Raw genomic sequence first — 20,472 nt, forward strand, 5'->3', positions numbered from 1 at the left:
AAATAAATTTTAAACCAACCTAACGAAAAGATTCGATCGGGAAATTCTTTTTCCGAAGCTTTGGAAGAAATTTCCAAAACCTCGTCCGCTTTAATGGAGGATGCCGATTCGAAGATGGAATCAGGCCACGTTTTTGAACAGCCGATGGACCACCGCTTTCCGCCCCACTCCTTTCAGAGAGGCTTCGGAAGTTTCCCAGATATATCCTTTTTCGCTCAGCATACGATCCACTCCCGGAGTTTTCAGGACGGATTGGGTCACCCAAATTTCTCCGGCTTGCGCCAGACCCTGCACCCTCGCGGCTATGTTCACACTTTGACCGAAATAGTCCAATCTCTCGTCGTTGATGACCGCCAAGGAAGGCCCTTCGTTCAAACCCACTTTCAATCCGATCTCGAAACCTTGGGTATGCGCCTCCTGATTCATACGATCGATCCTACTCATCATCTCGAGGGAAGCCAACAGTCCTTCGACGGGAGAGGAAAACGTGGCCATGATCGCGTCGCCCATGGTCTTTACTATGGCACCGTTATGTTTTTTAACGGCCTCCATTAAGAGTCGGAAATGCTCCTGGACCAACTTGTACGCGATCATGTCGCCGGCCTTATCGTACATCTCCGTGGAACCTCTTAGATCGGTGAACATGATCGTAAGACTTTTGACGTTCAGATTTAGATCGGACCTCAACTGCTGCACTCGGAACAAATCACGGAAGGTCTGATTATTCAGCAGATTTTTGGCCGTCAGGAATTCGGAGACCCGAGTAGGATGACGCCTGGTAATTTCCTGGATTCGACCGGGATTGGGGGCAAGATGCAACCCACCGGCCTTATTTATGGTACGATTCGTGATCTTAACCTCGTACTTACCTTTGGGAAGATGCAATTCCGAAGGAGTAAAACCCGTAGGAAGAAGAATCAACTCCACCGTATCCATAATTTGCGGACCTTCCTTATCGAAGTGGAGAAAGGCGGCCGAATTATTTTCCACCGACGTAAACTGGTACACCTTCACATTCTCCGCATCCACCTCGATCGTGATCGTGCTGTTCGGTTCCATATTCAGTAATCCGCGGAGAGTTGTGGTCAGAAACTGGAGCAACTGCGGGGATTTTTGGTAATTTTGCGAAAAGTGAAAATTGTAATAGGACTGGACGTCTTGTAGGGAAAGAGCCGTAAAGTCGATACGTTTTACCGAAGGATGGATCGTGAAGGTGACTTCGACCTGATCGTCCAGAGTGGTGGGAATATCTATATTACAAATATAGCAATGAAAGGAATTTTGATCGATCTCATCGAGGGACTTATGACTAGAGGCGACTCCTCCGCAAGCGGGACAGACCATATTATAAGCTATGTCGAAAAGTCCGATTTTCGCGCCGTGTAGAAATAGATCCAAAGATTTACCGGAATCGAAACCGGTCTTAGAAGCAAACCGAAACGGATTGATCCGGATCAAATCCCAGACGTCCGATTTTCTCAAATGTCCGATAAAGGTCCGAACGTCGGATTTGTCCAGGTTGGAAAACCCTTCCAACGATTTTTCCTTTTGCTCCAGATTGGCTTCTTGAAACATGGCACCCCCTTTCGAACTCTTTCGGTTTCATAATATGTTAATGTAACGGAAATAATTACAATTTATTTGACGTTCATCGATCCTTTTCGGCGGAAAGAAAGTCGGATTTTCCATTCGATTTTTATGAGAGAAAGGAATTTTTGTTTTTTTGCGTCCAAAATCTGCGAAAGAGATTTATTCATTCCCATCGGGAAAATCAGAAAGTAAGGTACCCACCCCGGACGATCCTATGGAAAAAATCAAAAACGGAAAGAACTCGCGAGTGGTCATCACCGGAATAGGAGTCATTCTCCCGAATACGTTCACCGTTCAGGATTTTTGGACCAACATTTCCGAGGGAAAATCCCAATTGGATTTCATCTCCCGTTTTTCCACGGAGAATTTTCCCGTGAAAGTAGCCGGTGAGATGAATACTTTCGATTGGAAACGCCACCTTCCGGAATTGGGCGAAAAGCACGCGAAGAATTATAATACGGAGACCTTCGCCCTGATGTCCGCCATGGAAGAGGCGAATAAGGATGCCAAAATCGCCAAGAATTCCTTGGACCCGTCGCGGGTCGGATTCATCGATTCCTCTTCTCGAGCCTCTCTTTCTTGGTGGGAATTCGCTTGGAAAAAGTATCTGGAGGAAAAGGACGAGAGCGTATTCGATCGCTATTCCGTTTTGACTTCCATGGCTTCCAACCCTACCAATCTCACTGCCATAAACGCGAATATACAAGGATTCGTGACCACCATTTCCGCGGCTTGCGTAGGGGGCCATCACGCCATCAGTCTTTGTTACCAAGCGATCCGTAAGGGAAGAGCGGAAGTCATGTATGCCGGAGGTCACGAATTCCCTCTTCTCAAACCGCTCATGATGATGTATTCCGATCCGACAAGTCGGGTTATGTCCATGGAAAAGGAAAATCCGAAGCGAGGGATCCGCCCCTATGATAAGAATCGGGACGGCTTCTTATTGGGAGAAGGAGCAGTCGTCTTAGTGTTGGAAAGACTGGATCGTGCGCTGGAGAGGGGAGCGAGAATTTACGCCGAAGTTCTGGGAACCTATAGTTATAACGAAGCCGATCATGCGTTACGGATGGACTTAACGGGAAAAAAAGCCGCCGCAGGATTAAAGCACCTGATCCGAATCAGCAACCTGCATTTGGGAGATATAGATTATTTTTGCGGCCACGGAACGGGAACGTATAACAACGATTTGGCGGAAAGTAGAGCCGTTTCCCACTTGTACGAAGGAAAACCCAAATTTCATTGGTCTCCGGTAGGCTCCATCAAACCGATTTTCGGACATACGTTCGGAGCCGCCGGAATCATCAACGTAGCCGCGACTTCCTTGATGCTTCGGAACCAGATCATTTGTCCTACTATCAATTTGACGGACCCAGATCCGGAATGCGACCACGATCACGTCGCGGACGGCGCAAGAAAAACAAGATTGCGATACGCCATATCCATGGCCTTTGCGATCGGCAGCCAATCTTCTTTTGTGAGCCTGGCGGCTCCCGATTTTTAAAGTCGATTGATACGGACCAAAAGTACCGTATGATTGTCACGGGTCATCTTTAGGTTCGCCTCTTCGGATAGAATGGAACAGATCTCTTTGAGATCTTCATGTTCCCGGATCACTTTTTCCATATAATCGATATTCAAGACCTCGGTGAGTCCGTCCGTGCAAAGCAGAATATGATCCCCCGGTGACAATTTTCCGGTTAGATCGAAAATATCCGCCTGCATGTCCTTACTTCCGCCTCCGATACAACTCGTCAAAAGGTTGCGGCCGGAAAGACCTCCCAATTCCTCGCTGATATTGTGGTCCACGGTGACCTTGCTCAACCTGCCGTCCGTCATGTGATACAGACGACTGTCGCCTACGTTAAATACCCAGGATTTCTTTTTTCCCAAGAGACAACCCACTAAGGTCGTCCCCATACTCGGTTTTCCGATGGACTGTCCGTGAAAATTCACCTCGGTATTGATTTTTCGGATCAGGTTTTTCCAGCCGAGAGGAGGAAGTTCCTCCAGAGGTTGGATCGCGCGGGCCATCCAGGAAAGCTTTTCCAAAGCGGTTTTGCTGGCGACTTCCCCCGCCTCGTGCCCTCCTAATCCGTCGGCTAAAGCAAAAAGAGCGGGAAAATCCTCCGTGTCGGTCTCCCTGACTTCCGCAAGTTCTCCCTGAACCTGCCCGCATAGAAATTCTCCGTTGGCAAAGAACGAATCTTCGTTGTGGGAGCGAAAGTTTCCCTTGTCGGTGATTGCATAATAGCGGATGTTCATTTTTAGAAATTCCGAATATAGGTCCGGAACCCTGCGATCTTTTACAAGAATGCACCGGTTTCATCCGTCCTACAAGAAAAAAGAGCGTTTTGAGACGGCCGAAAACGCGGGTTCTATTTTGCGGAATACCCTCCATCCACAGGCAGGGCCACGCCGGTAACGAAAGAGGACTCGTCGGAACAAAGCCAAACCGCCGCCTGCGCTACCTCTTCCGGCTCCGAAAGTCGACGTAAGGGGTGAAGACCGGTGATCCGACGTTCCGCATCCGCAGGATCGGAGGAACTCCTAAATAAACCTGTCAACATTTCCGTCCGAATGAACCCGGGGCAGATCGCGTTTACACGAATTCGATCTTCCGCATATTCCAAGGCCGCGGACCTGGTCAGGCCGATAATTCCGTGTTTGGCGGCGGAATAGGGCGCTACCTTCCAGTCCGCGCCGACGATCCCGGCTACGGACGATACGTTCACGATCGCACCTCTTCCTCTTTTCAACATCAGCGGAATTTGATACTTCATACAAAGCCAAGTACCTTTCAAATTCACGTCGATTACTTTGTCCCATACCTTTTCCGGATAATCGTGCAAAGGCAGCGCCAGCCCTCCGATTCCCGCATTGTTGACCGCGAAATCCAATCCACCGTAAAGCGACTCCGCCTTTTGAACGAATTCTCGGACTCCGGAATCTACCGAAACGTCGCAAACGAAAAACTTCGCCTCTCCTCCGGACGAAGCGACTTCGGCTTCCACCTTTTTTCCTTCCTCTTCCCGTCTTCCGCAGAATAGGACTTTGGCTCCGCGCGCCGCTAATTCCAAAACCACGGCTCGTCCAATCCCGGTATTCCCTCCGGTTACGATCGCTATTTTATCTTTCATGAATGCTCGATTCGATCTCGGATTTCCCGAGAGGGGCTTCGGTGAGAGGAAGTAATACGGTATTTACGGAGCGAGTCAACCAAAATCTCTAATTGATTTTACGCGTCGGACTGCTACGCACGGTATTTAAATATTTCTTTAAGTGTTCGTTGATTTTTTCCAAATCCGATAATTCCTCGCTCAGATCCGCGATTTTCAGATCGTTGACCAGCATCAATAAGTACCGCAATTCCTCTAGATGCTCCTTGGCTCGAAGTATATTCCGGATTTTCTCGGATCGTATACGGGCTCCCCAAGCTCCCGAGATTCGGGCAGGTATCCGGGAAGAAACGGACCTTACCCTTTCGATCCAGGAGTCCTCCGCCTTCGACCGCAATTCATCGCACAACGCATACAACCTGAGCACGAAATCGTGTGCGATTTTCCATACCTCCAGTCTCTGGAAGCCGGATTGAACTTCGGTATCTGCGGAAAAATTCGAGGTCCCCACGGGAGGACTGGGCATAGATTGGATTTTCCCGGACGCGAACTTTTCCCGGAAAGGCGCGGGAACAAAACTCACTTTTCTTTGTTTATAATCGAAAAATAATACTCTGATTTTAACGAGGGAGACTTTTCTTCTTCTGCCGTCCTTGGACAGCCGAAAATACAGATCGAAAGATTTATCCTCCAACCGATCCAAGGAAACGTCTATGGTCGCCACATCCCGGTAAAGTAATTCGCCTTCGTAGCGTATCGAAGCGTTCGCGAAAATGATGCTATATCCGTGGATGTCCATCACGGAATATCCCAGAAATTGGAAAAAGCGGAGATGAGCTTCCATCACCAATTCCATGATGGTTGCAAAAGAGACATGGAGATCCATGCTGAGATCGGTCTTTCGAATCGGAATTTCCGTCGTAAAATAATATCTTTCGGGAAATTCCGACTCCTGTCCCGAAGAGGTTTCGGCTTTCATTCGGAAAACTTTTCCCGAAACTCCTTCGGGATCTCCAAAGTCTTGCGGGCTTTGTAGTCGTAAAATACCAGGGAAACTTTCACAATGGCGACTTCTTCCCTCTCGGGAATCTTCGTTGCGAAGAAGATCAAATCGCAGGATTTATTCCCGAGATTCGTGACGGCCACCTGCCAATCCAAACGCTCCCCTTCTCTGGCTTCGGACCGATAGTCTACTTCCAATTTCGGAACGATGATATTAGCCCCGGCGATGTTCGATTTGGACCAGGAAAAATGCTCCAAAAACCCGTCAAAGACCTTGTCGACCAGAGGAATCAAAGTGGCATAGGTCACATGGGAAACGAAAATCCCTCCGATTACGGTCGCGCTCCGAATATCCGCATTTTGAACCTGGACTTCCATCCGATAATCGAAGTGTGACGGAACGGAGATCTGAGACATGATTTTCTCTTTCGAAGGAAAGATCCCTTTTTAATATCGGTCCCGTAAAAACGGTTCTTGAAAGGAGGATGCGAATCCGATTCTATAATAGACTCCAACGTTAGGCGAATTTAAGTCTTTTTTTCCGAAAGTTTTCCGATTTCACCGTTGATTTTAATTTTCATCCGATTTCTCGGGTCACCGGTATGAAAATCCGGTTTTTTCCGTCAAATCCATGATAATCTGTTGGGAGTTTACCGTGTGCCGTTCCACGGTTAGAATTTCTACGCTAGAATGCAATGCTTAGAGAATCTTACCATCCAGAACCGGTCAAAATTCTTTCGGATCCGGACAGTCTTGTACGGGAATTCGTTAAACCGGGAATGTACTTACATTTGGCCGCAACAATGTCCCGACCGAATGCGTTGATTTATTCCTTGGCTCGGGTTTTTAAAGATAAAAATCCGGAATTCACATTTAGCGTTGCGGGAATCCACTCAAGCGCACATTCCATCGCACTTTCCGGTATTGCAAAAAAAGTCATCACCGGTTTTGCGGGAGACACTTATCCCAAACCCAGTCCGAATTCTTTGTATAGGGATCTATTGGAAGGAAAGCCTTTTCAAGTGGAACTTTGGTCCTTACTCACGATCATACAACGCTTGATCGCCGGAGCCATGCGTCTTCCGGGATTCGTTTCCAATTCCTTGGTCGGCTCCGACTTGATTACGGATAAATTGGGAAAATCCGCCTTTCTATATAACAAACCCACCGAAGGCAATCCTTATGGAGAAGCCGCCGCTTCCCATCTTTCCACCGAAACGAAAGGAATCCGGGGGAAAGACCTTCTGTTTATTTCGCCATTGAATCCGGAATACACGCTTATGCACGGCGTAGTTGCGGACGAAGACGGAAACATCGTACTCTGCCCTCCGGTGGGGGAAGGAACCTGGGGGGCCATGGCCGCGATAAAAGGAGTCATCGCCACCGTGGAAAAGATCGTCCCCCGAGGAATGATCCCGCCGGAAATCGTAAGCGTGCCGAGCAGTAGAGTGATCGGATTGGCCGTAGCCAGGTTCGGAGCCCATCCGCAATCGCTTCGAGTCCACAATCTTCCGGACCTGCCGGCGTTCAAGGGAATCGAAACGTATTTGGACGACTATGAATTCCAATCCGAAGCCAACGAGTGCGCGGGAGTTCCGAGCAGAGCGGCAAGATGGTACAAACAATTCGTCGACCTAGCGCGAGGACACGAAGAGTATCTGGAAGAGATCGGTACGGATAAATTACGAAGATTGAAAATGATTCCTCCGGAACACCGACTCACTCGAAAAGAGGACCCGAATACCGTAAACGATTCGGAACAGATGATCATTCTCGCCGCGAGGGCCGTGATAGAACGGGTAAAAAAAGGAGGTTACAAGACTATACTCGCGGGAATTGGAGCCGCTCACATGGCTGCTTGGACCGCCTTTAAATTATTGGAACAACAGGGAATCTCCATCCGTGTCATTTCCGAATTGGGATTTTACGGAATGAGTCCCTTTCCCGGAGACGTTTTTTTATTCAGCCAACTTCACGCTCACAATTGTTTCATGCTTTCCGAAACGGCCCAGGTTTTAGGGACCATCGTTCCGGATTCCTGCCTCGGGGTGATCGGAGCCGCGGAACTCGATTGGTTCGGAAACGTGAATTCCGTTGCGGACGGAAAAGGGAAATTCCTGGTGGGTTCCGGAGGAGCCAACGATATCGTCTCGGTTGCAGATACCGTTGTGGTAGCCAAAGCGAACCGGCAAAGATTCGTGAGAAAGGTGAAGCATATCACTTCCCCGGGCGAAAGAATCATTGAAGCCGTCTGCCAATTCGGACGCTTTCAAAGGGACTCCCTGTCCGACCACCCTTTCGAATTGTATTCCTGGATCCCACCCGCCTCCGATGAAGAAATGGAAACCGTGGAAGCGGTGCTCAGGTACACTCTTTGGTTACCTCCCGATGAGGAACTTCCTATGCGGAAAGAGCCTCCGATTACGGCGGACGAACTGACCGTCTTACGGGAGCTGGATCCGGAAAGAATCTACACGGAGCAGTTTATGGTTTATACTCGTCTGCCTTAATTGGGCAAATATGTGTACAAATCGTGGAATTATGACTGGAAATTTATTGTTTAGCTGGGAAAAATTGAATCATGTCCAACCATAGCCTGGGCGTTTCCAACGGAGTTTGCATCACCGGATTCGGTCATTATCTACCGGAACAAATCGTTACGAACGACGAGATCCGTTCCCGACTGAAATATCCGGAAATGCACCCTGCCGAAAAGGCCGTAATCGGAAACATCGGCGTCTCGAAGAGACATAGAGCCTCGGAAAAAGAAACCCCCGCTTATATGGCGGCTAAAGTCGCGGAAATGGTCTTAGCGGATGCAGGGAAAAAACCCGAAGATGTGGATCTATTCCTATTGGCGAACTGGACCGATCGCTATTACGTTCCGGAGCTGGCCCCGCAAGCATCCGTACTAGCCGGCACAAAACGAGCGCTCGCCTTCGATATTTGTACTGCATGCACCGGTTTCATTCACGGAGTGCAAATGGCCTCGGCATTCCTTTGTTCCGGAAAATTCAAAAACGCGTTGGTAATCGGGAGCGAGCGTTTTTCCGCCCGGACCAGAATTGGCGGTTACGGGGAATTTACCGCCGGAGACGGAGCAGCCGGAGTGTTATTGGAGTTTACGGGAGAAAAAGAATTCGGAATCATTGATTCCTTTTTGAAAAACGACGGCAAGCTGGCCCCGATCATCATCACCGGTCCTCCTCCAGAAAGCTATATCAAAAGTTTTCCTGAGCTGGTACCGAATGCGGTCGACTTGACGCTTTCCGCAATGGACGACCTGCTGCAAAGAAATCGTTTCGCTGTGGAAGATATAGATTGGGTCGTTCCACATCCGGGAACGGATGCGGTGCTCCAGGACGTCTTAAAGAGGACTCCGTTTCCGAGAGAGAAGATTCTTACGAACTTCGAGAACGTGGGAAACATTTCGGCGGCTTCGATACCGATCGTCCTTTCGGAGTTTTATCGAAAAGGAACGTTTAAAAAAGGGGATCTCTTTTTGTCTCCCGCCGTCGGGGCGGGGTTCTACTGGGGAGGACTCCTGTTTCGGCTTTGATTCCGCAGGCAGAGAGAGAAAGTCGGAAAGGATTTTCGACATAGATAAAAACAGGTGAAGTGACTAGATGATCGTAACAGGATTCGAACTTCGGGAAAGATTAAATGCCGAATCCTCTTCGGAAGTGTACAAGGCGGTACGCAAAGAAGACGGAAAATTCGTAATTATAAAATTTCTTCCTTTATTGGATGAACTGCATCCGTCGGTCGTGAACCTGAGGAACGAATACGAAATCCTCAGGACTCTGAACGGAGGAAAATTCGTTCGCGCGATCAATTTCGAAAAACTTCCGGACGGGTACGCCCTCTTCATGGATTTCATGCCCGGAGGAGTACTAAAACAGCATATCGTTCAAAATCCCCTCCCGTTGCAGGAATTCTTTTCCGTCTCGGTTCAACTAGCCGAACGCTTGGGTGATATACATACCAAAAAGATCATCCACAAAGATATCAAACCGGAAAACATAATATACAATAGGGAAGAAAACGAAGTACGGGTCATCGACTTCGGGATCTCCACCCGACTGACCAAAGAGGAAACCTCCTGGTCCTCCCCCAACATATTGGAGGGATCCATACAGTACGTTTCTCCGGAACAAACGGGAAGAATGAACCGCTCGGTAGACTATAGGAGTGATTTTTATTCGCTCGGAGTTACGTTCTACGAAATGCTTACGGGCACTCTTCCGTTCGAGGGGGAAGATCTTCTGCAATTGGTCCATTCTCATATGGCAAAGAATCCTGCGCCTCCGAAAAAGCTGAGGCCGGAGATACCTAACGTACTTTCCGATATCGTAATGAAGATGTTGGCCAAGACCGCCGAAGACCGTTACCAGACGGCAAAAGGGCTTCAGGGCGACTTGGAAAAAGCTTATTCTCTCTGGAAAGAAAATTCGAATTTTCCCGACTTTCCTCTGGCGCAAAACGACTATTCCCAGGAATTCAAGGTCCCTCAGAAACTATACGGAAGAGGCGACTATATCGAGGCTTTGTTAGGGGAATTCAAGGAAGTCGCCGCCGACGGGAAAACCAAAATGGTTCTGATCGCAGGCTATTCCGGAGTCGGAAAATCCTCCCTGGTCCGGGAAATCAATAAACCTCTCACCGAATCCAAAGGCTACTTCATAACGGGGAAATTCGACCAGTACAATCGGAACCTTCCTTTTTCCGCGGTCATACAGGTCTTTTCCAGCCTGATCGAACTGATCCTGACGGAACCTCCCGAAAGAATAGAGGCCTGGCGATCCAAAATACGCAAGGCTCTCGGCGCCAACGGAAAAGTGGTCACGGATGTGATTCCCGAATTGGAAATCATCATCGGAAAACAAGAACCGATTCCCGAGTTGGGACCCCAAGAGAACGCGAACCGCTTTTACGTCGTATTCCAGAATTTTATAAAAGTATTCGCGGCCTCCGAACATCCTCTGGCGATTTTTCTGGACGATATGCAATGGGCGGATACCGGCTCTTTGGAATTGCTCAAGAATCTCATGGAAGACGTAACGGTAAGTTATCTTTTCCTAATGCTTGCTTACCGAGACAACGAAGTGGACGCTTCGCATCCCTTCCGAACGCTTATCGATACTTTAAGCAAGGAAGGCTTGGATCCGCACGAAATCGAGCTGCATCCTTTGTTGTTAAAGGACGTCAACGAGCTCCTTTCCGAAAGCCTAAGATGCGGACCGGAAGAAACCAAAGAACTCGCCGAAATCGTCCATTCCAAAACCGGAGGGAATCCTTTTTTCATCGGGGAATTACTCAAACAATTGTCCCGAGAGGAAATGGTCTATTTCGATGCAGGCTCGGGAAGGCCGGGAGAAGGCCGCTGGAAATGGAATCTCGCTAAAATTCGGAATACGAAAATTTCGGATAACGTAGTCGAGTTACTCGTCGATCGCATCCGCAAATTGGCACCCGAAATTCAGGAGACGCTAAGGATGGCGGCCAGCATCGGAAGCAATTTCGATCTTTCCTTGTTGGCGCGCATCCTGGGAAAAACCTTCAAAGAAACTTCCGCATCTTTGCAGGAATGTATCAACGAGGAATTGATCGTTCCGGTGGGTGAAAATTATAGGATCGCGGAATCCTTTTTGGAAACCGCGGCAAACAAGGAAAAAAACGAGCAGACGGCAAAGACCGTCCTTTTCCGGTTCCAGCACGACAGAGTCCAACAGGCCGCTTACGAGATCATCGACGAGGAAAAGAAGAAGCAGATCCGTCTCGGCATCGGAAGAATGCTTTTGCAAGGAACCGAAGGAAAGCATTTGGAAGACATCGTCTTCGACGTCGCAAATCATCTGAATACCGGCTCTTCCCTTATCGGAGATCCGTCCGAAAAAAAACGACTGGCCGAATTAAACCTACTCGCGGGCAGAAAAGCCAAAAACTCCACCGCTTACCAACCCGCCTTGGTTTATATAGAAAAAGGAAGGGATCTGCTCTTCACTCTCCCAGAGGGAACAAAGGGGGACGACGTCCTTTGGTCCGTCTTTTACGACCTCTGCTATTCCATTCATAAGGAACTCGCAGAAATTCTCTACCTTACTGGAAACTTCGAAGACTCTCAGAAGATCATAGATGTGTTGTTGAAATACGGAAAAACTTCGGTAGAACAAGCCGAGGCTTACAATATGCTCATCATCCAGTATTCCGCCTTGGGAAAATTCGATCTAGCCCTGCCCACGATCGTAAAAGCGCTCAAACCCCTAGGCGTGGATATTCCGGAAACGGATTTCGGACAGGTCCTGACCCAGGAAATGGAGATCGCGAACGAAGCCCTGGAAGGAAAAACGGTGGATTCCCTATTGGATCTTCCCCTGATGCAGCAACCGGAACACATCATGGCGGTAAACCTTCTGATCGGTGCGATCCCTACCGCGTACAATTTCGCACTCGCATTATTTCCCGTAATCTGCGTAAAGATGGTGAATCTCTTCCTAAAACACGGAAACCTCTCCGATCCTTACGGTTATTCTTCTTACGGAGTCGTACTGGCCTCGGGATACCAAGAATACAGAAAAGGATTCGAATTCGCCGAACTCGCGGTCAAGGTTAGCGAAAAGCACAAAAACCCGAGCGGAACCACCAAAGCCGCGAATATTCTGGCCAACTACACGAATCCGTTCGTAAAGCACCTGAAATTTTCCGAAGACATCAACCAAAAGGGAATACAATCCAGCCTCGAATCCGGAGAATTTCTACACGGCGGATATTGCGCCATGAACGACGCGGTCAACATCGTTCTACAATCCAAGAATATCGAATCCGCCGCGTTGAAAGTGGAAGCGCTTTTGAAATTTTCTCGAAAGGTGAAAAATAATCTAGCGATAGACACCGTGCTCGCTTCCGCTTTGGTCCTTTCGAACCTGAGGGGGAAGACGACTTCCCATATGGAATTTTCCACCGAAGAAATGGACGAAACCCAGTTCGTGGAACTCTGCAACACTCACCAAAGCCCTTTCCCGATCTGCCTCTTTAAGATCATGAAAGCGAGAGTCCTACTTACCTACGGAGAATTCGCTACCGCTCTCAAGGAGTTGGACGAGGCGGAAGGTCTTTTGGGTTATATCTCGGGACAAATCTCCGTGGAGGAGCACGCGTATCTTCACGCGCTAGCTATGGCGGCGAACTTTAAGTCCTCTTCCCAAGCCCAAAAAACGAAATTCCTGGAAAAGATCAAACGGAACCTAGCGAAACTGAAATTACTTTCGGAAAACTCGCCGGAAAATTTCGAGCACAAATACCTACTGGTGGACGCGGAACTTTCCCGTCTGGAATACAAGAACTGGAAGGCGGCAAAAACCTACGAGCAAGCGGTACAGCTCGCCGCTAAAAACGAATATTCCAACGACGAAGCTCTAGGATGCGAATTGGCGGCGAGGTTCTGGCTGGCGAAAGGCAGCGCGAAAATCGCGGCTCAATATATTAGTGAATCCTACTATAGATACGGAAAATGGGGTGCTCTTAAGAAGCAGGAGATGCTGCGCGTGGAACATCCCGAATTCGTGAGAGAGAAAAGCAGAGGCACATTCCGCACCGCCTATACTCTCGGAACGATCGGGACCCATACCGCTTCCGCCACGGAAGTATATACCGGACAAACTCTCGATTTCCAATCCATACTCAAAAGTTCGAACGTGATTTCCGGAGAGATCAAACTGGAAGCTCTTCTGGATAAACTGATGCAGATCTCCATCGAAAACGTAGGCGCCCAAAAAGGAATCCTCATCCTGAAACGCGACGGAAAACTTTCGATAGAGGCGGAAGGAAACATTTGGAGCGAGGAAATCCACGTACTCCAGGGAATTCCCGTTCAAGAAAGTACGAATATACCGATCAGCATCATCTACTACGTGGAAAGGACAAAAGAGGATCTCGTACTGAAAAACGCCTACGCCGACGAGAAATTCAATAAGGACCCTTACATCCGCGAACAGAAGACCAAATCGGTGCTCTGCTCCCCCATCATCAAGCAAGGGGAATTGATCGGGATTCTCTATCTCGAAAACAATCTCTCGGAGGCGGCCTTTACCTCCGACCGACTGCAAACCATCTCCATCCTGTCCTCGCAGGCGGCGATTTCCATCGATAACGCCCTATTGTACGCGAACCTCGAGGACAAGGTGACAGAAAGAACCAAGGAACTAGCCCGTGCAAATGATGATCTGGCCCTTAAGAACCAGCACATTACGGATAGTATTACATATTCTTTAAATATCCAGCAAGCCATCCTACCCGCCGACGAACTTCTCAGCAAGACTCTGGCAGAATATTTCGTGGTTTTCAGACCGAAGGACATCGTTTCGGGGGATTTTTACTGGTTTTACAAACAGGAAGAAGCGGTCTTTCTCGCGGCAGTCGATTGCACTGGTCACGGAGTGCCGGGAGCCCTAATGTCTATGATCGGAAACACCCTTCTCAACCAAATCGTGACCGAAGCCGGAATTTCGGATCCGGCTTTAATTTTAGAATCTTTGCACGAGAAAGTTCGACAAGCCCTAAAACAGGATAGGGAACAGACGAATTCGGGAGACGGAATGGATATCTGCTTACTCAAAATTGAAAAAGGAAATTTATTCTTTGCGGGAGCTAAACGTCCTATTTTTATAGGAAAAGGAGGCATCTTGTCGGAAATCAAAGGGGATAGAGCCTCTATCGGTGGAAGGCAGACAGAAGAAACGAGAAAATTTACCACGCATTCCATCCCGCTAGAACAGGAAGTCCGTACGAGCGTTTATCTGACAACGGACGGCTTCATGGACCAGCCCAACCCGAATCGCGAAAAGATCGGTACCAAAGGATTTTTGAATTTCCTAGGAACGATAGAACACCTCCCCTGCACGGAACAAAAGGAAAGGTTGGAATCCTTTTTATCGGCTCATCAAAATGGAGAAGCGCAGAGGGACGACATCACGCTAGTCGGATTAGTCTTGAACGGACGGTAGGAGAAGTTTCTGAAAAAGGAAGATGCTAATGATGGACAACAAGCTCTTAAATCTATTCAAATCCTACAAAGAAGCGGACGAGTACGACTTACTCGTCAGTTTTAAAGGTAGACTCTCGCAGGAAGTTCTCACGGAATTGGGATCTTTGATCCGAACTTCCTTAAGCGCAGAAGTCAAAATTAAGAAAATCTTTGCAGTTTTTATCGAACTTGCACAGAATATGCTGCATTATTCCTCCGAGCGCCGCACAAATGAAGAAATGAAGGAAGCCGGAGTAGGTATTCTTGCCGTCAGGGAAAATTCGATTGGCTATCAAATCGCTTCGGGCAATCTAGTCCAGAATGAGAAGCTAGACTTTCTCTCTGAAAGGATCCAAAGAATCAACTCGATGAATAAGGACGAATTAAAGTCCTTTTATCAGCAGCAGCTAAGAGCGGAACGACCTGACGATAGTAAGGGCTCGGGAGTTGGCTTAATAGATATCGCTCGTAAATCGGACGGACCGCTTGTGTTCCATTTCGATACCGTGGACGATAACAATTCTTTCTTCACGATTTCTGCATTCTTTACTAAGGAAAACTAAGAATGGAATCCTTACACATACAGCAGACTAAAACCTCGCCGGAAGTCATCCTAGATTCGTCCAAGGGCGACGCGGAAATTATCGGGGAATCCTACCCGGAAAACGCAATGGCATTTTACAAGCCTGTATTTGAATGGTTGAAAGCCATGCAGTCCGAAGGGAAGCGGATCCGACTGAAGTTTCAGATGGATTATTTCAACACGAGTTCCTCGAAGGTCATCATGGATATTTTGGACAATCTGCAAAAATTCCATGAAAAAGGCGGTAAGGTCGAAGTGGAATGGTTGTACAAGGAAGACGACGAGGATATGCAAGAGACAGGCGCCGAATTTTCCTCGGACTTAAGCATTCCGTTTCAAATGAAATCTTACAAATGAATTCCGCGCACCGATTCGGTACGCGGATCCGTAGATTTTAGCCGAGTGCCCGGACGACTTCCTCCGGCGCCTGAACCAATTCGATCAACACTCCTTCTCCGCAAAGAGGGAACTCCTCGTTTCCTTTCGGATGAATGAAAGTTACATCGTGCCCCCCGGCTCCTTTTCGGATTCCTCCCGGAGTAAACCGGACTCCCTTCGAAGAAAGCCATTCCACAGCCTTATGAATATCGTCCACCCAGAGACCGATATGATTCAATTTCGGATCATGTACTTTCGGACTTTTGCCCGGATCCACCGGTTCCATGATGTCCACTTCCACCGCATAAGGCCCTTTGCCCATTCTAAGAATATCTTCGTTCACATTTTCTTTTTCACTACGGTACGTTCCGACATTCTCCAAACCCAGAACATCCACCCAAAAGTTCCTCAGCTTGTCCTTGCTCTCGCCCCCTACGGCTACCTGTTGGATTCCCAGAATCTTAAACGGTCTCATAATAAACCTTCGTATTTTTTTTCCAACTTCTCCCTTAGAAAGCGGAAGGCAATTCATTCCGCGAAACGAAAGACCGCTTCCGACGGGAAATGATCGCTGGCTTCGGCCGCGTCCCCTTTTCGAAGGACGTCGTACTTGCTTTTGACCAACCCTGTCGAATAGAAAATATAATCTATGGTCCGGTCCGGCTCGGCGATGGCGGGATCGTTCGGATAATATGTGAAGAATTTCTCCTTTTCGGGACCGTTCAATTCCTCCTTCGTAACTACGGAAGACCAGCCGTCAAAGAGAGGTTTGATTTCCTGATCGTCTCCGTAATAAAACGCTCCGTTCGGGTGCAAGGTTTTCCGATCGAAACCCGGCGGGAGAAGATTGAAATCTCCCGCTAAGATCCAATCCGACCTTTCTCCGTCCAACTTCCGCAACAGATCCGAAAGGAATTTCACCTGTTTTTGCATCGTGTCCGTTCCCATGGAGAACGCGTCCAAATGGGTATTTAGAACGGAGAACTTTCGTCCTCCCGATACGGAAAGATCCGCCTTCAGTACGGCTCGCTTCAATTGGAACTGACGACTGATAGGATCCGCTTCCGCCAAAGGCAACTGATAACGCACTGCCGAAGCGATCTTATATTTACTCAAAATGACCAGCTTCATCCCTGCCGATCCGAGAACTTTAGGATGAGGCACAAAGCCCGCTTTCCAATAAAAGGCTTCCGTCCTGCAGGGATAAAAATCCGAAAGGTGCTGAACCAATCTCTCGGATTGGTTTTCCCCGCGGGTCCTTTTGGCTCCGTCGTCCACTTCTTGCAGCAATACTACGTCGGGATCCGTCTTCAGGATCACGTTAGCGACCTTTTTCAAAGTGGCATCCACTTCTTCGGAAGTCGTCACGGTGTCAGGACCGGATTCGTCGGGAACGTCGTACCAAAAGACTTTTTTCTTACCGGCAAAATATTGCACGTTCCAAGAAAGCACTTTCAACTCCTTGTTTCCCGGAACCTCGAGCGCGTAGGATTTGCATACCACATCCGCGTTTTCCGTCTGCTTCGGATGAAAGGTGGAAAAATAAACCGCCGCCAGCAATAGAGAGAATGCGACCAGCGCGACATACAGGATGTTCTTTAAAATTTTCAAGACTCCCCCTAAGAATTGTTTTCGTCCGGAGTTCCGCTTCGTTCGGCGAAGCATCCTTTTGTAAATATGCTCGGGGTTTCGTCCACAATTTTCGATCCGGATTTTACGGACGAAGGAATCGGAAAGACTTTCCCTTTTTAGGGGGATCCGGCAGCATGGAGTCGATCGCATGAGTCGTTCCTTTTTTATCCCGTTTCTTTTACTGGTTTTCGGTGGATTCGTACTTTCTCTGCAAGCGGAGGAAGTGGAATTACAGGTTATTCTCAAGAACGGCACAAAGGGAGGAGAAGGCTCGGCGGAAAAGGTCCGTGCCTTTGCGCTGGAAAAGCAGATGATCCCGCTTTCCGTGGGAGAGATAGGTCCCGTAAGAGGAAGTTTCCGCTTACCGAAAGTGGAGGCGCCGAACGGGCTTCCGATTCTTTTGCAGGTCACGTACGGCGGAGTGAATTACAATAAAATCGTTCCTCCTGTTCCGATGATGCGGGCACAACCCCAGGAAATCACGGTCTATGAAAAGACCCAGGACAGATCCTCGATCAAGACCAAGTCCCTGTTACAGATCACCCGATCTAAGGACGCGTTGATCGCCTTCAAAGTATTCATTCTTCATAATAATTCCATTCCACCCCGCAGTTTTCAGAACGACGCGGATCCCCTGGAGATTTTCGTCCCGTCAGAGGCCACGGACGTTTCCGCCCAATTGACCCAAGGCGCCGGAATGGGAATCCCGCTCCAACTTCGTCCCGGAAAACAGGGATGGATTCTGGATCGTCCGATTTTGCCGGGGACTTCCCAGTTGTACGTTTCCTATTCCATCCCGGCGAGCAATCTGGCGTCCGTGACGTTTAAAGACAAACTCCTCTTCGAAAAGAACGACGGGGAACGGGTCGTTTTTGCCAAACCGAAGGATATGGAACTCTCCTTTGTGGGAGCTAAGAATCTCAAAAAGCTGGAAGCGGATGTCCCGGAAGACGTAAAGGCTTACTCGGTGGCCTATTCCGCTCCCCGCCAAGAAGTGACCATATCCGTGAGCGGAGGACAAGCGGTAGAATCGTTTTCTTCCGATCAGGAACGGAATATAGAGAACGGAAAGATTTTCATATCCGCGGAAAAAACCCTCTTGGGAGTCGTTGCGGTTCTAGGACTTTTATTCACGCTTTCTTTTCTGTTCGCGTACCGAAAACACCCCTAAATCGTCCGTTTTTTACTGATCCACGCCTCTCAGGCGCAGTCTTTTTAGCGGAAGAAATTCTTCTTTTTTTTTACCGGCCTCCTTGACTTGCCAATTAGTTTGATATAAAATTAAATTTCTCAATTCTTTCGGAGGTCGGAAAAATGGAAAATTCGTATTCCGGAAAAATCATCGATGCCTGGGCACAGCCCGCTCTGGTCTCTATGGTCCAGAAATTACCGGAAGTATCCTATCTTTTCAAGAGGTCCGGTTCCGGAAAATACGCGCACACCAGTCTCTCACCGGAAGAAACCGTCGAGCTGATGGACCGTTCGGGAATCGACAAGCTTTTGTTGCGTGCCTGGTGTAGACCGGGCGAATGGGTCTGCACCAATGATCAAATCTTCGAATACACGAACCGGTTTCCGGATCGATTTGTCGGCATCGCCTCCGTGGACCTTCACAGGCCGGTACAAGCGGTAAAAGAATTAAGAAGAGCGATCAAGGATCTGAATTTTAAAGGATTATTCCTTCTACCTTGGCTTTGGGAACTTCCGCCGAATCACAAATATTATTATCCGCTTTACGTGGAATGTATCGAGCTGGGGATCCCTTTCTGCACGCAGGTAGGTCAGACAGGACCACTCAAACCGTCCGAGCCGGGAAGACCGGTGCCTTACCTAGACGAAGTCGCATTGACTTTTCCGGAATTGGTGATCGTGGGCGGCCATATGGGATTTCCCTGGATAGACGAAATGATCGGAGTATGCATGAAGCACGAAAACGTGTACATAGACACCTCGGCGTATCTTCCCTCCCAGTATCCGAAGCAATTGCTGGATTACATGAAGACTAGTGGCAGAAGCAAGGTGCTTTTCGGCACGAATTTTCCGCATCTGGAATTCAAGAAATGTACATCCCAGCTCGGAAATCTGGATCTTCCCGATTCTTCCCTGAAGCGTTTTCTCTTTTCAAACGCGCAGAGAGTCTTTCGTCTATAACCGGACGTTCTCGGCGCTTTTAACGTTTGCTCGAGCGCTTCTTTTTAGGGGCGGCGGACTTAATTTTTTTTTTGACCGGCTTTTTCAGGAACGAGAGAATCCACGAATTCCTTGATATCCTTAAGGACGTTTTCCTTTTCCGGAGAGGTTTCGTTCATGATTTCATGATATAGATTCGGATAGGTTTTAATCCGTTTGTTCTTATAGACAAGATGGTTATAAAATTCCAAACTTCCGGCGGGATCCGCGATTCGATCCGCTAATCCATGAAGGATCAATATGGGAGTCCTCAGGATCGGCGCCTTTTTATTGGCGATCTCGCCCTGTTGGAACAACTCGTATCCCATAGAGAAAGAGACTTTGCCGTGAACAAGAGGGTCCGCGGCGTATGCTTTGACTACCTCAGGGTCATGACTCAACAGATTGATGTCTAGATTCGCATCCAAGGTGGTGGCAGGAGAAATTTTACGCAAGAAACCGGCGGCGGCGATTTGGATCTTCTGGAAAGCGTTCGCCGGAATTTTCAAAGCGGGGGCGGAGGCCACTACCGCATAAAGATAATCTTGGTTGATTCCTTCTAAAGCGTATCGAATGACGACCGCACCTCCCATGGAATGTCCCAAAAGTAGAATCTTATCTTTCTTTTCCCGGCGACGAACTTCCTGAACCAAATCGGCCAAATCGTCCACAAACAGCTCGAACGTATCCGCGTGCCCGCGTTTTCCGTCGGACTTACCGTGTCCTCGCATATCCAATGCGTAAAAGTTGATATCGCTGTCTTTAAAATAGTTTAATAGGTTGTTATAACGACCGCTATGTTCTCCGAATCCGTGGTTAATCACCATTACTCGATTGGCATCCGGCTTGGTCCAGGCTTGGCAATATAGCTTAGTATTATCGCGTGAGGATTGGATATAAAATTCTTTGTGCTGATAAGCCATGGAAGAAGACTCCGGGGTTGGAAAGGATTCCGATCGAAGCTATCGAAACTTTCCGAG

The 20,472-nt window shown here is 48.4% G+C and carries 16 protein-coding genes; 8 read left to right on the top strand and 8 right to left on the bottom strand.

Annotation, left to right across the window (positions count from 1 at the left end):
• Nucleotides 1-120: 120 nt before the first annotated feature.
• Nucleotides 121-1,575, bottom strand: a complete 1,455-nt coding sequence (locus EHO61_RS16200) for an adenylate/guanylate cyclase domain-containing protein (RefSeq protein ID WP_135814597.1) — start codon at nucleotides 1,573-1,575, stop codon at nucleotides 121-123.
• Nucleotides 1,576-1,804: 229 nt separating this feature from the next.
• Here EHO61_RS16200 and EHO61_RS16205 point away from each other — a divergent pair, with 229 nt between their 5' ends.
• Nucleotides 1,805-3,091, top strand: coding sequence for a beta-ketoacyl-[acyl-carrier-protein] synthase family protein (locus tag EHO61_RS16205; protein ID WP_135814598.1), 1,287 nt, complete (start codon nucleotides 1,805-1,807; stop codon nucleotides 3,089-3,091).
• Here the strand turns inward: EHO61_RS16205 and EHO61_RS16210 are convergent.
• The 4 genes from EHO61_RS16210 to EHO61_RS16225 form a co-directional block, all read right to left on the bottom strand.
• Nucleotides 3,088-3,852: a PP2C family protein-serine/threonine phosphatase gene (locus EHO61_RS16210; RefSeq protein WP_135814599.1), complete on the bottom strand. Its 765-nt coding sequence runs from the start codon at nucleotides 3,850-3,852 to the stop codon at nucleotides 3,088-3,090. The genes EHO61_RS16205 and EHO61_RS16210 overlap by 4 nt on opposite strands.
• 113 nt (nucleotides 3,853-3,965) lie before the next feature.
• Nucleotides 3,966-4,727 carry an SDR family NAD(P)-dependent oxidoreductase gene (locus EHO61_RS16215; protein ID WP_135814600.1) on the bottom strand — a complete coding sequence of 254 codons (762 nt, stop codon included), beginning with the start codon at nucleotides 4,725-4,727 and terminating at the stop codon, nucleotides 3,966-3,968.
• A gap of 88 nt (nucleotides 4,728-4,815) precedes the next feature.
• A complete protein-coding gene (locus tag EHO61_RS16220) occupies nucleotides 4,816-5,685 on the bottom strand; it encodes a four helix bundle protein (RefSeq protein ID WP_135814601.1) in 870 nt (289 codons plus the stop codon).
• The gene (locus tag EHO61_RS16225) at nucleotides 5,682-6,125 is read right to left on the bottom strand and encodes an acyl-CoA thioesterase (protein WP_135814602.1); all 444 of its coding nucleotides are present in this window, start codon (nucleotides 6,123-6,125) and stop codon (nucleotides 5,682-5,684) included. Before EHO61_RS16225 ends, EHO61_RS16220 begins: the two co-directional genes overlap by 4 nt.
• 278 nt (nucleotides 6,126-6,403) lie before the next feature.
• Between EHO61_RS16225 and EHO61_RS16230 the strand changes: the two genes are divergently transcribed.
• The 5 genes from EHO61_RS16230 (at nucleotide 6,404) to EHO61_RS16250 (ending at nucleotide 15,670) form a co-directional block, all read left to right on the top strand.
• Entirely contained in the window at nucleotides 6,404-8,218 is a 1,815-nt protein-coding gene (locus EHO61_RS16230; protein WP_135814603.1) for a CoA-transferase, read from the top strand.
• A 71-nt stretch (nucleotides 8,219-8,289) separates the two neighbouring features.
• Entirely contained in the window at nucleotides 8,290-9,267 is a 978-nt protein-coding gene (locus tag EHO61_RS16235) for a ketoacyl-ACP synthase III (protein WP_135814604.1), read from the top strand.
• Between the two features lie 67 nt (nucleotides 9,268-9,334).
• Nucleotides 9,335-14,710, top strand: a complete 5,376-nt coding sequence (locus EHO61_RS16240; protein ID WP_135814605.1) for a protein kinase domain-containing protein — start codon at nucleotides 9,335-9,337, stop codon at nucleotides 14,708-14,710.
• Nucleotides 14,711-14,738: 28 nt separating this feature from the next.
• On the top strand, nucleotides 14,739-15,293 hold the full coding sequence (locus tag EHO61_RS16245) for a SiaB family protein kinase (protein ID WP_135814606.1): 555 nt from the start codon (nucleotides 14,739-14,741) through the stop codon (nucleotides 15,291-15,293).
• A gap of 2 nt (nucleotides 15,294-15,295) precedes the next feature.
• A complete protein-coding gene (locus EHO61_RS16250) occupies nucleotides 15,296-15,670 on the top strand; it encodes a DUF1987 domain-containing protein (protein ID WP_135814607.1) in 375 nt (124 codons plus the stop codon).
• 37 nt (nucleotides 15,671-15,707) lie between these two features.
• Here the strand turns inward: EHO61_RS16250 and EHO61_RS16255 are convergent, their stop codons facing one another.
• Nucleotides 15,708-16,166, bottom strand: coding sequence for a VOC family protein (locus EHO61_RS16255; RefSeq protein ID WP_135814608.1), 459 nt, complete (start codon nucleotides 16,164-16,166; stop codon nucleotides 15,708-15,710).
• A 53-nt stretch (nucleotides 16,167-16,219) separates the two neighbouring features.
• The gene (locus EHO61_RS16260) at nucleotides 16,220-17,302 is read right to left on the bottom strand and encodes an endonuclease/exonuclease/phosphatase family protein (protein WP_167884895.1); all 1,083 of its coding nucleotides are present in this window, start codon (nucleotides 17,300-17,302) and stop codon (nucleotides 16,220-16,222) included.
• A 169-nt stretch (nucleotides 17,303-17,471) separates the two neighbouring features.
• On the opposite strand from EHO61_RS16260, the gene EHO61_RS16265 reads away from it, so the two are divergent.
• Both EHO61_RS16265 and EHO61_RS16270 read left to right on the top strand, forming a co-directional pair.
• Nucleotides 17,472-18,494, top strand: a complete 1,023-nt coding sequence (locus tag EHO61_RS16265) for a hypothetical protein (RefSeq protein WP_135814610.1) — start codon at nucleotides 17,472-17,474, stop codon at nucleotides 18,492-18,494.
• Between the two features lie 143 nt (nucleotides 18,495-18,637).
• Nucleotides 18,638-19,474, top strand: a complete 837-nt coding sequence (locus EHO61_RS16270; RefSeq protein WP_135814611.1) for an amidohydrolase family protein — start codon at nucleotides 18,638-18,640, stop codon at nucleotides 19,472-19,474.
• A 59-nt stretch (nucleotides 19,475-19,533) separates the two neighbouring features.
• Here EHO61_RS16270 and EHO61_RS16275 read toward each other — a convergent pair whose 3' ends face one another.
• A complete protein-coding gene (locus tag EHO61_RS16275) occupies nucleotides 19,534-20,415 on the bottom strand; it encodes an alpha/beta hydrolase (RefSeq protein ID WP_135814612.1) in 882 nt (293 codons plus the stop codon).
• Nucleotides 20,416-20,472: the final 57 nt, after the last annotated feature.

The organism is Leptospira fluminis, from assembly GCF_004771275.1.
GTDB classification, from domain to species: domain Bacteria; phylum Spirochaetota; class Leptospiria; order Leptospirales; family Leptospiraceae; genus Leptospira_B; species Leptospira_B fluminis.

What these genes read in the sequence shown, in the direction of transcription:
- EHO61_RS16200 (WP_135814597.1), bottom strand. Translation starts at nt 1,575, where the DNA reads ATGTTTCAAGAAGCCAATCTGGAGCAAAAGGAAAAATCGTTGGAAGGG.
- EHO61_RS16205 (WP_135814598.1), top strand. Translation starts at nt 1,805, where the DNA reads ATGGAAAAAATCAAAAACGGAAAGAACTCGCGAGTGGTCATCACCGGA.
- EHO61_RS16210 (WP_135814599.1), bottom strand. Translation starts at nt 3,852, where the DNA reads ATGAACATCCGCTATTATGCAATCACCGACAAGGGAAACTTTCGCTCC.
- EHO61_RS16215 (WP_135814600.1), bottom strand. Translation starts at nt 4,727, where the DNA reads ATGAAAGATAAAATAGCGATCGTAACCGGAGGGAATACCGGGATTGGA.
- EHO61_RS16220 (WP_135814601.1), bottom strand. Translation starts at nt 5,685, where the DNA reads ATGAAAGCCGAAACCTCTTCGGGACAGGAGTCGGAATTTCCCGAAAGA.
- EHO61_RS16225 (WP_135814602.1), bottom strand. Translation starts at nt 6,125, where the DNA reads ATGTCTCAGATCTCCGTTCCGTCACACTTCGATTATCGGATGGAAGTC.
- EHO61_RS16230 (WP_135814603.1), top strand. Translation starts at nt 6,404, where the DNA reads ATGCTTAGAGAATCTTACCATCCAGAACCGGTCAAAATTCTTTCGGAT.
- EHO61_RS16235 (WP_135814604.1), top strand. Translation starts at nt 8,290, where the DNA reads ATGTCCAACCATAGCCTGGGCGTTTCCAACGGAGTTTGCATCACCGGA.
- EHO61_RS16240 (WP_135814605.1), top strand. Translation starts at nt 9,335, where the DNA reads ATGATCGTAACAGGATTCGAACTTCGGGAAAGATTAAATGCCGAATCC.
- EHO61_RS16245 (WP_135814606.1), top strand. Translation starts at nt 14,739, where the DNA reads ATGATGGACAACAAGCTCTTAAATCTATTCAAATCCTACAAAGAAGCG.
- EHO61_RS16250 (WP_135814607.1), top strand. Translation starts at nt 15,296, where the DNA reads ATGGAATCCTTACACATACAGCAGACTAAAACCTCGCCGGAAGTCATC.
- EHO61_RS16255 (WP_135814608.1), bottom strand. Translation starts at nt 16,166, where the DNA reads ATGAGACCGTTTAAGATTCTGGGAATCCAACAGGTAGCCGTAGGGGGC.
- EHO61_RS16265 (WP_135814610.1), top strand. Translation starts at nt 17,472, where the DNA reads ATGAGTCGTTCCTTTTTTATCCCGTTTCTTTTACTGGTTTTCGGTGGA.
- EHO61_RS16270 (WP_135814611.1), top strand. Translation starts at nt 18,638, where the DNA reads ATGGAAAATTCGTATTCCGGAAAAATCATCGATGCCTGGGCACAGCCC.
- EHO61_RS16275 (WP_135814612.1), bottom strand. Translation starts at nt 20,415, where the DNA reads ATGGCTTATCAGCACAAAGAATTTTATATCCAATCCTCACGCGATAAT.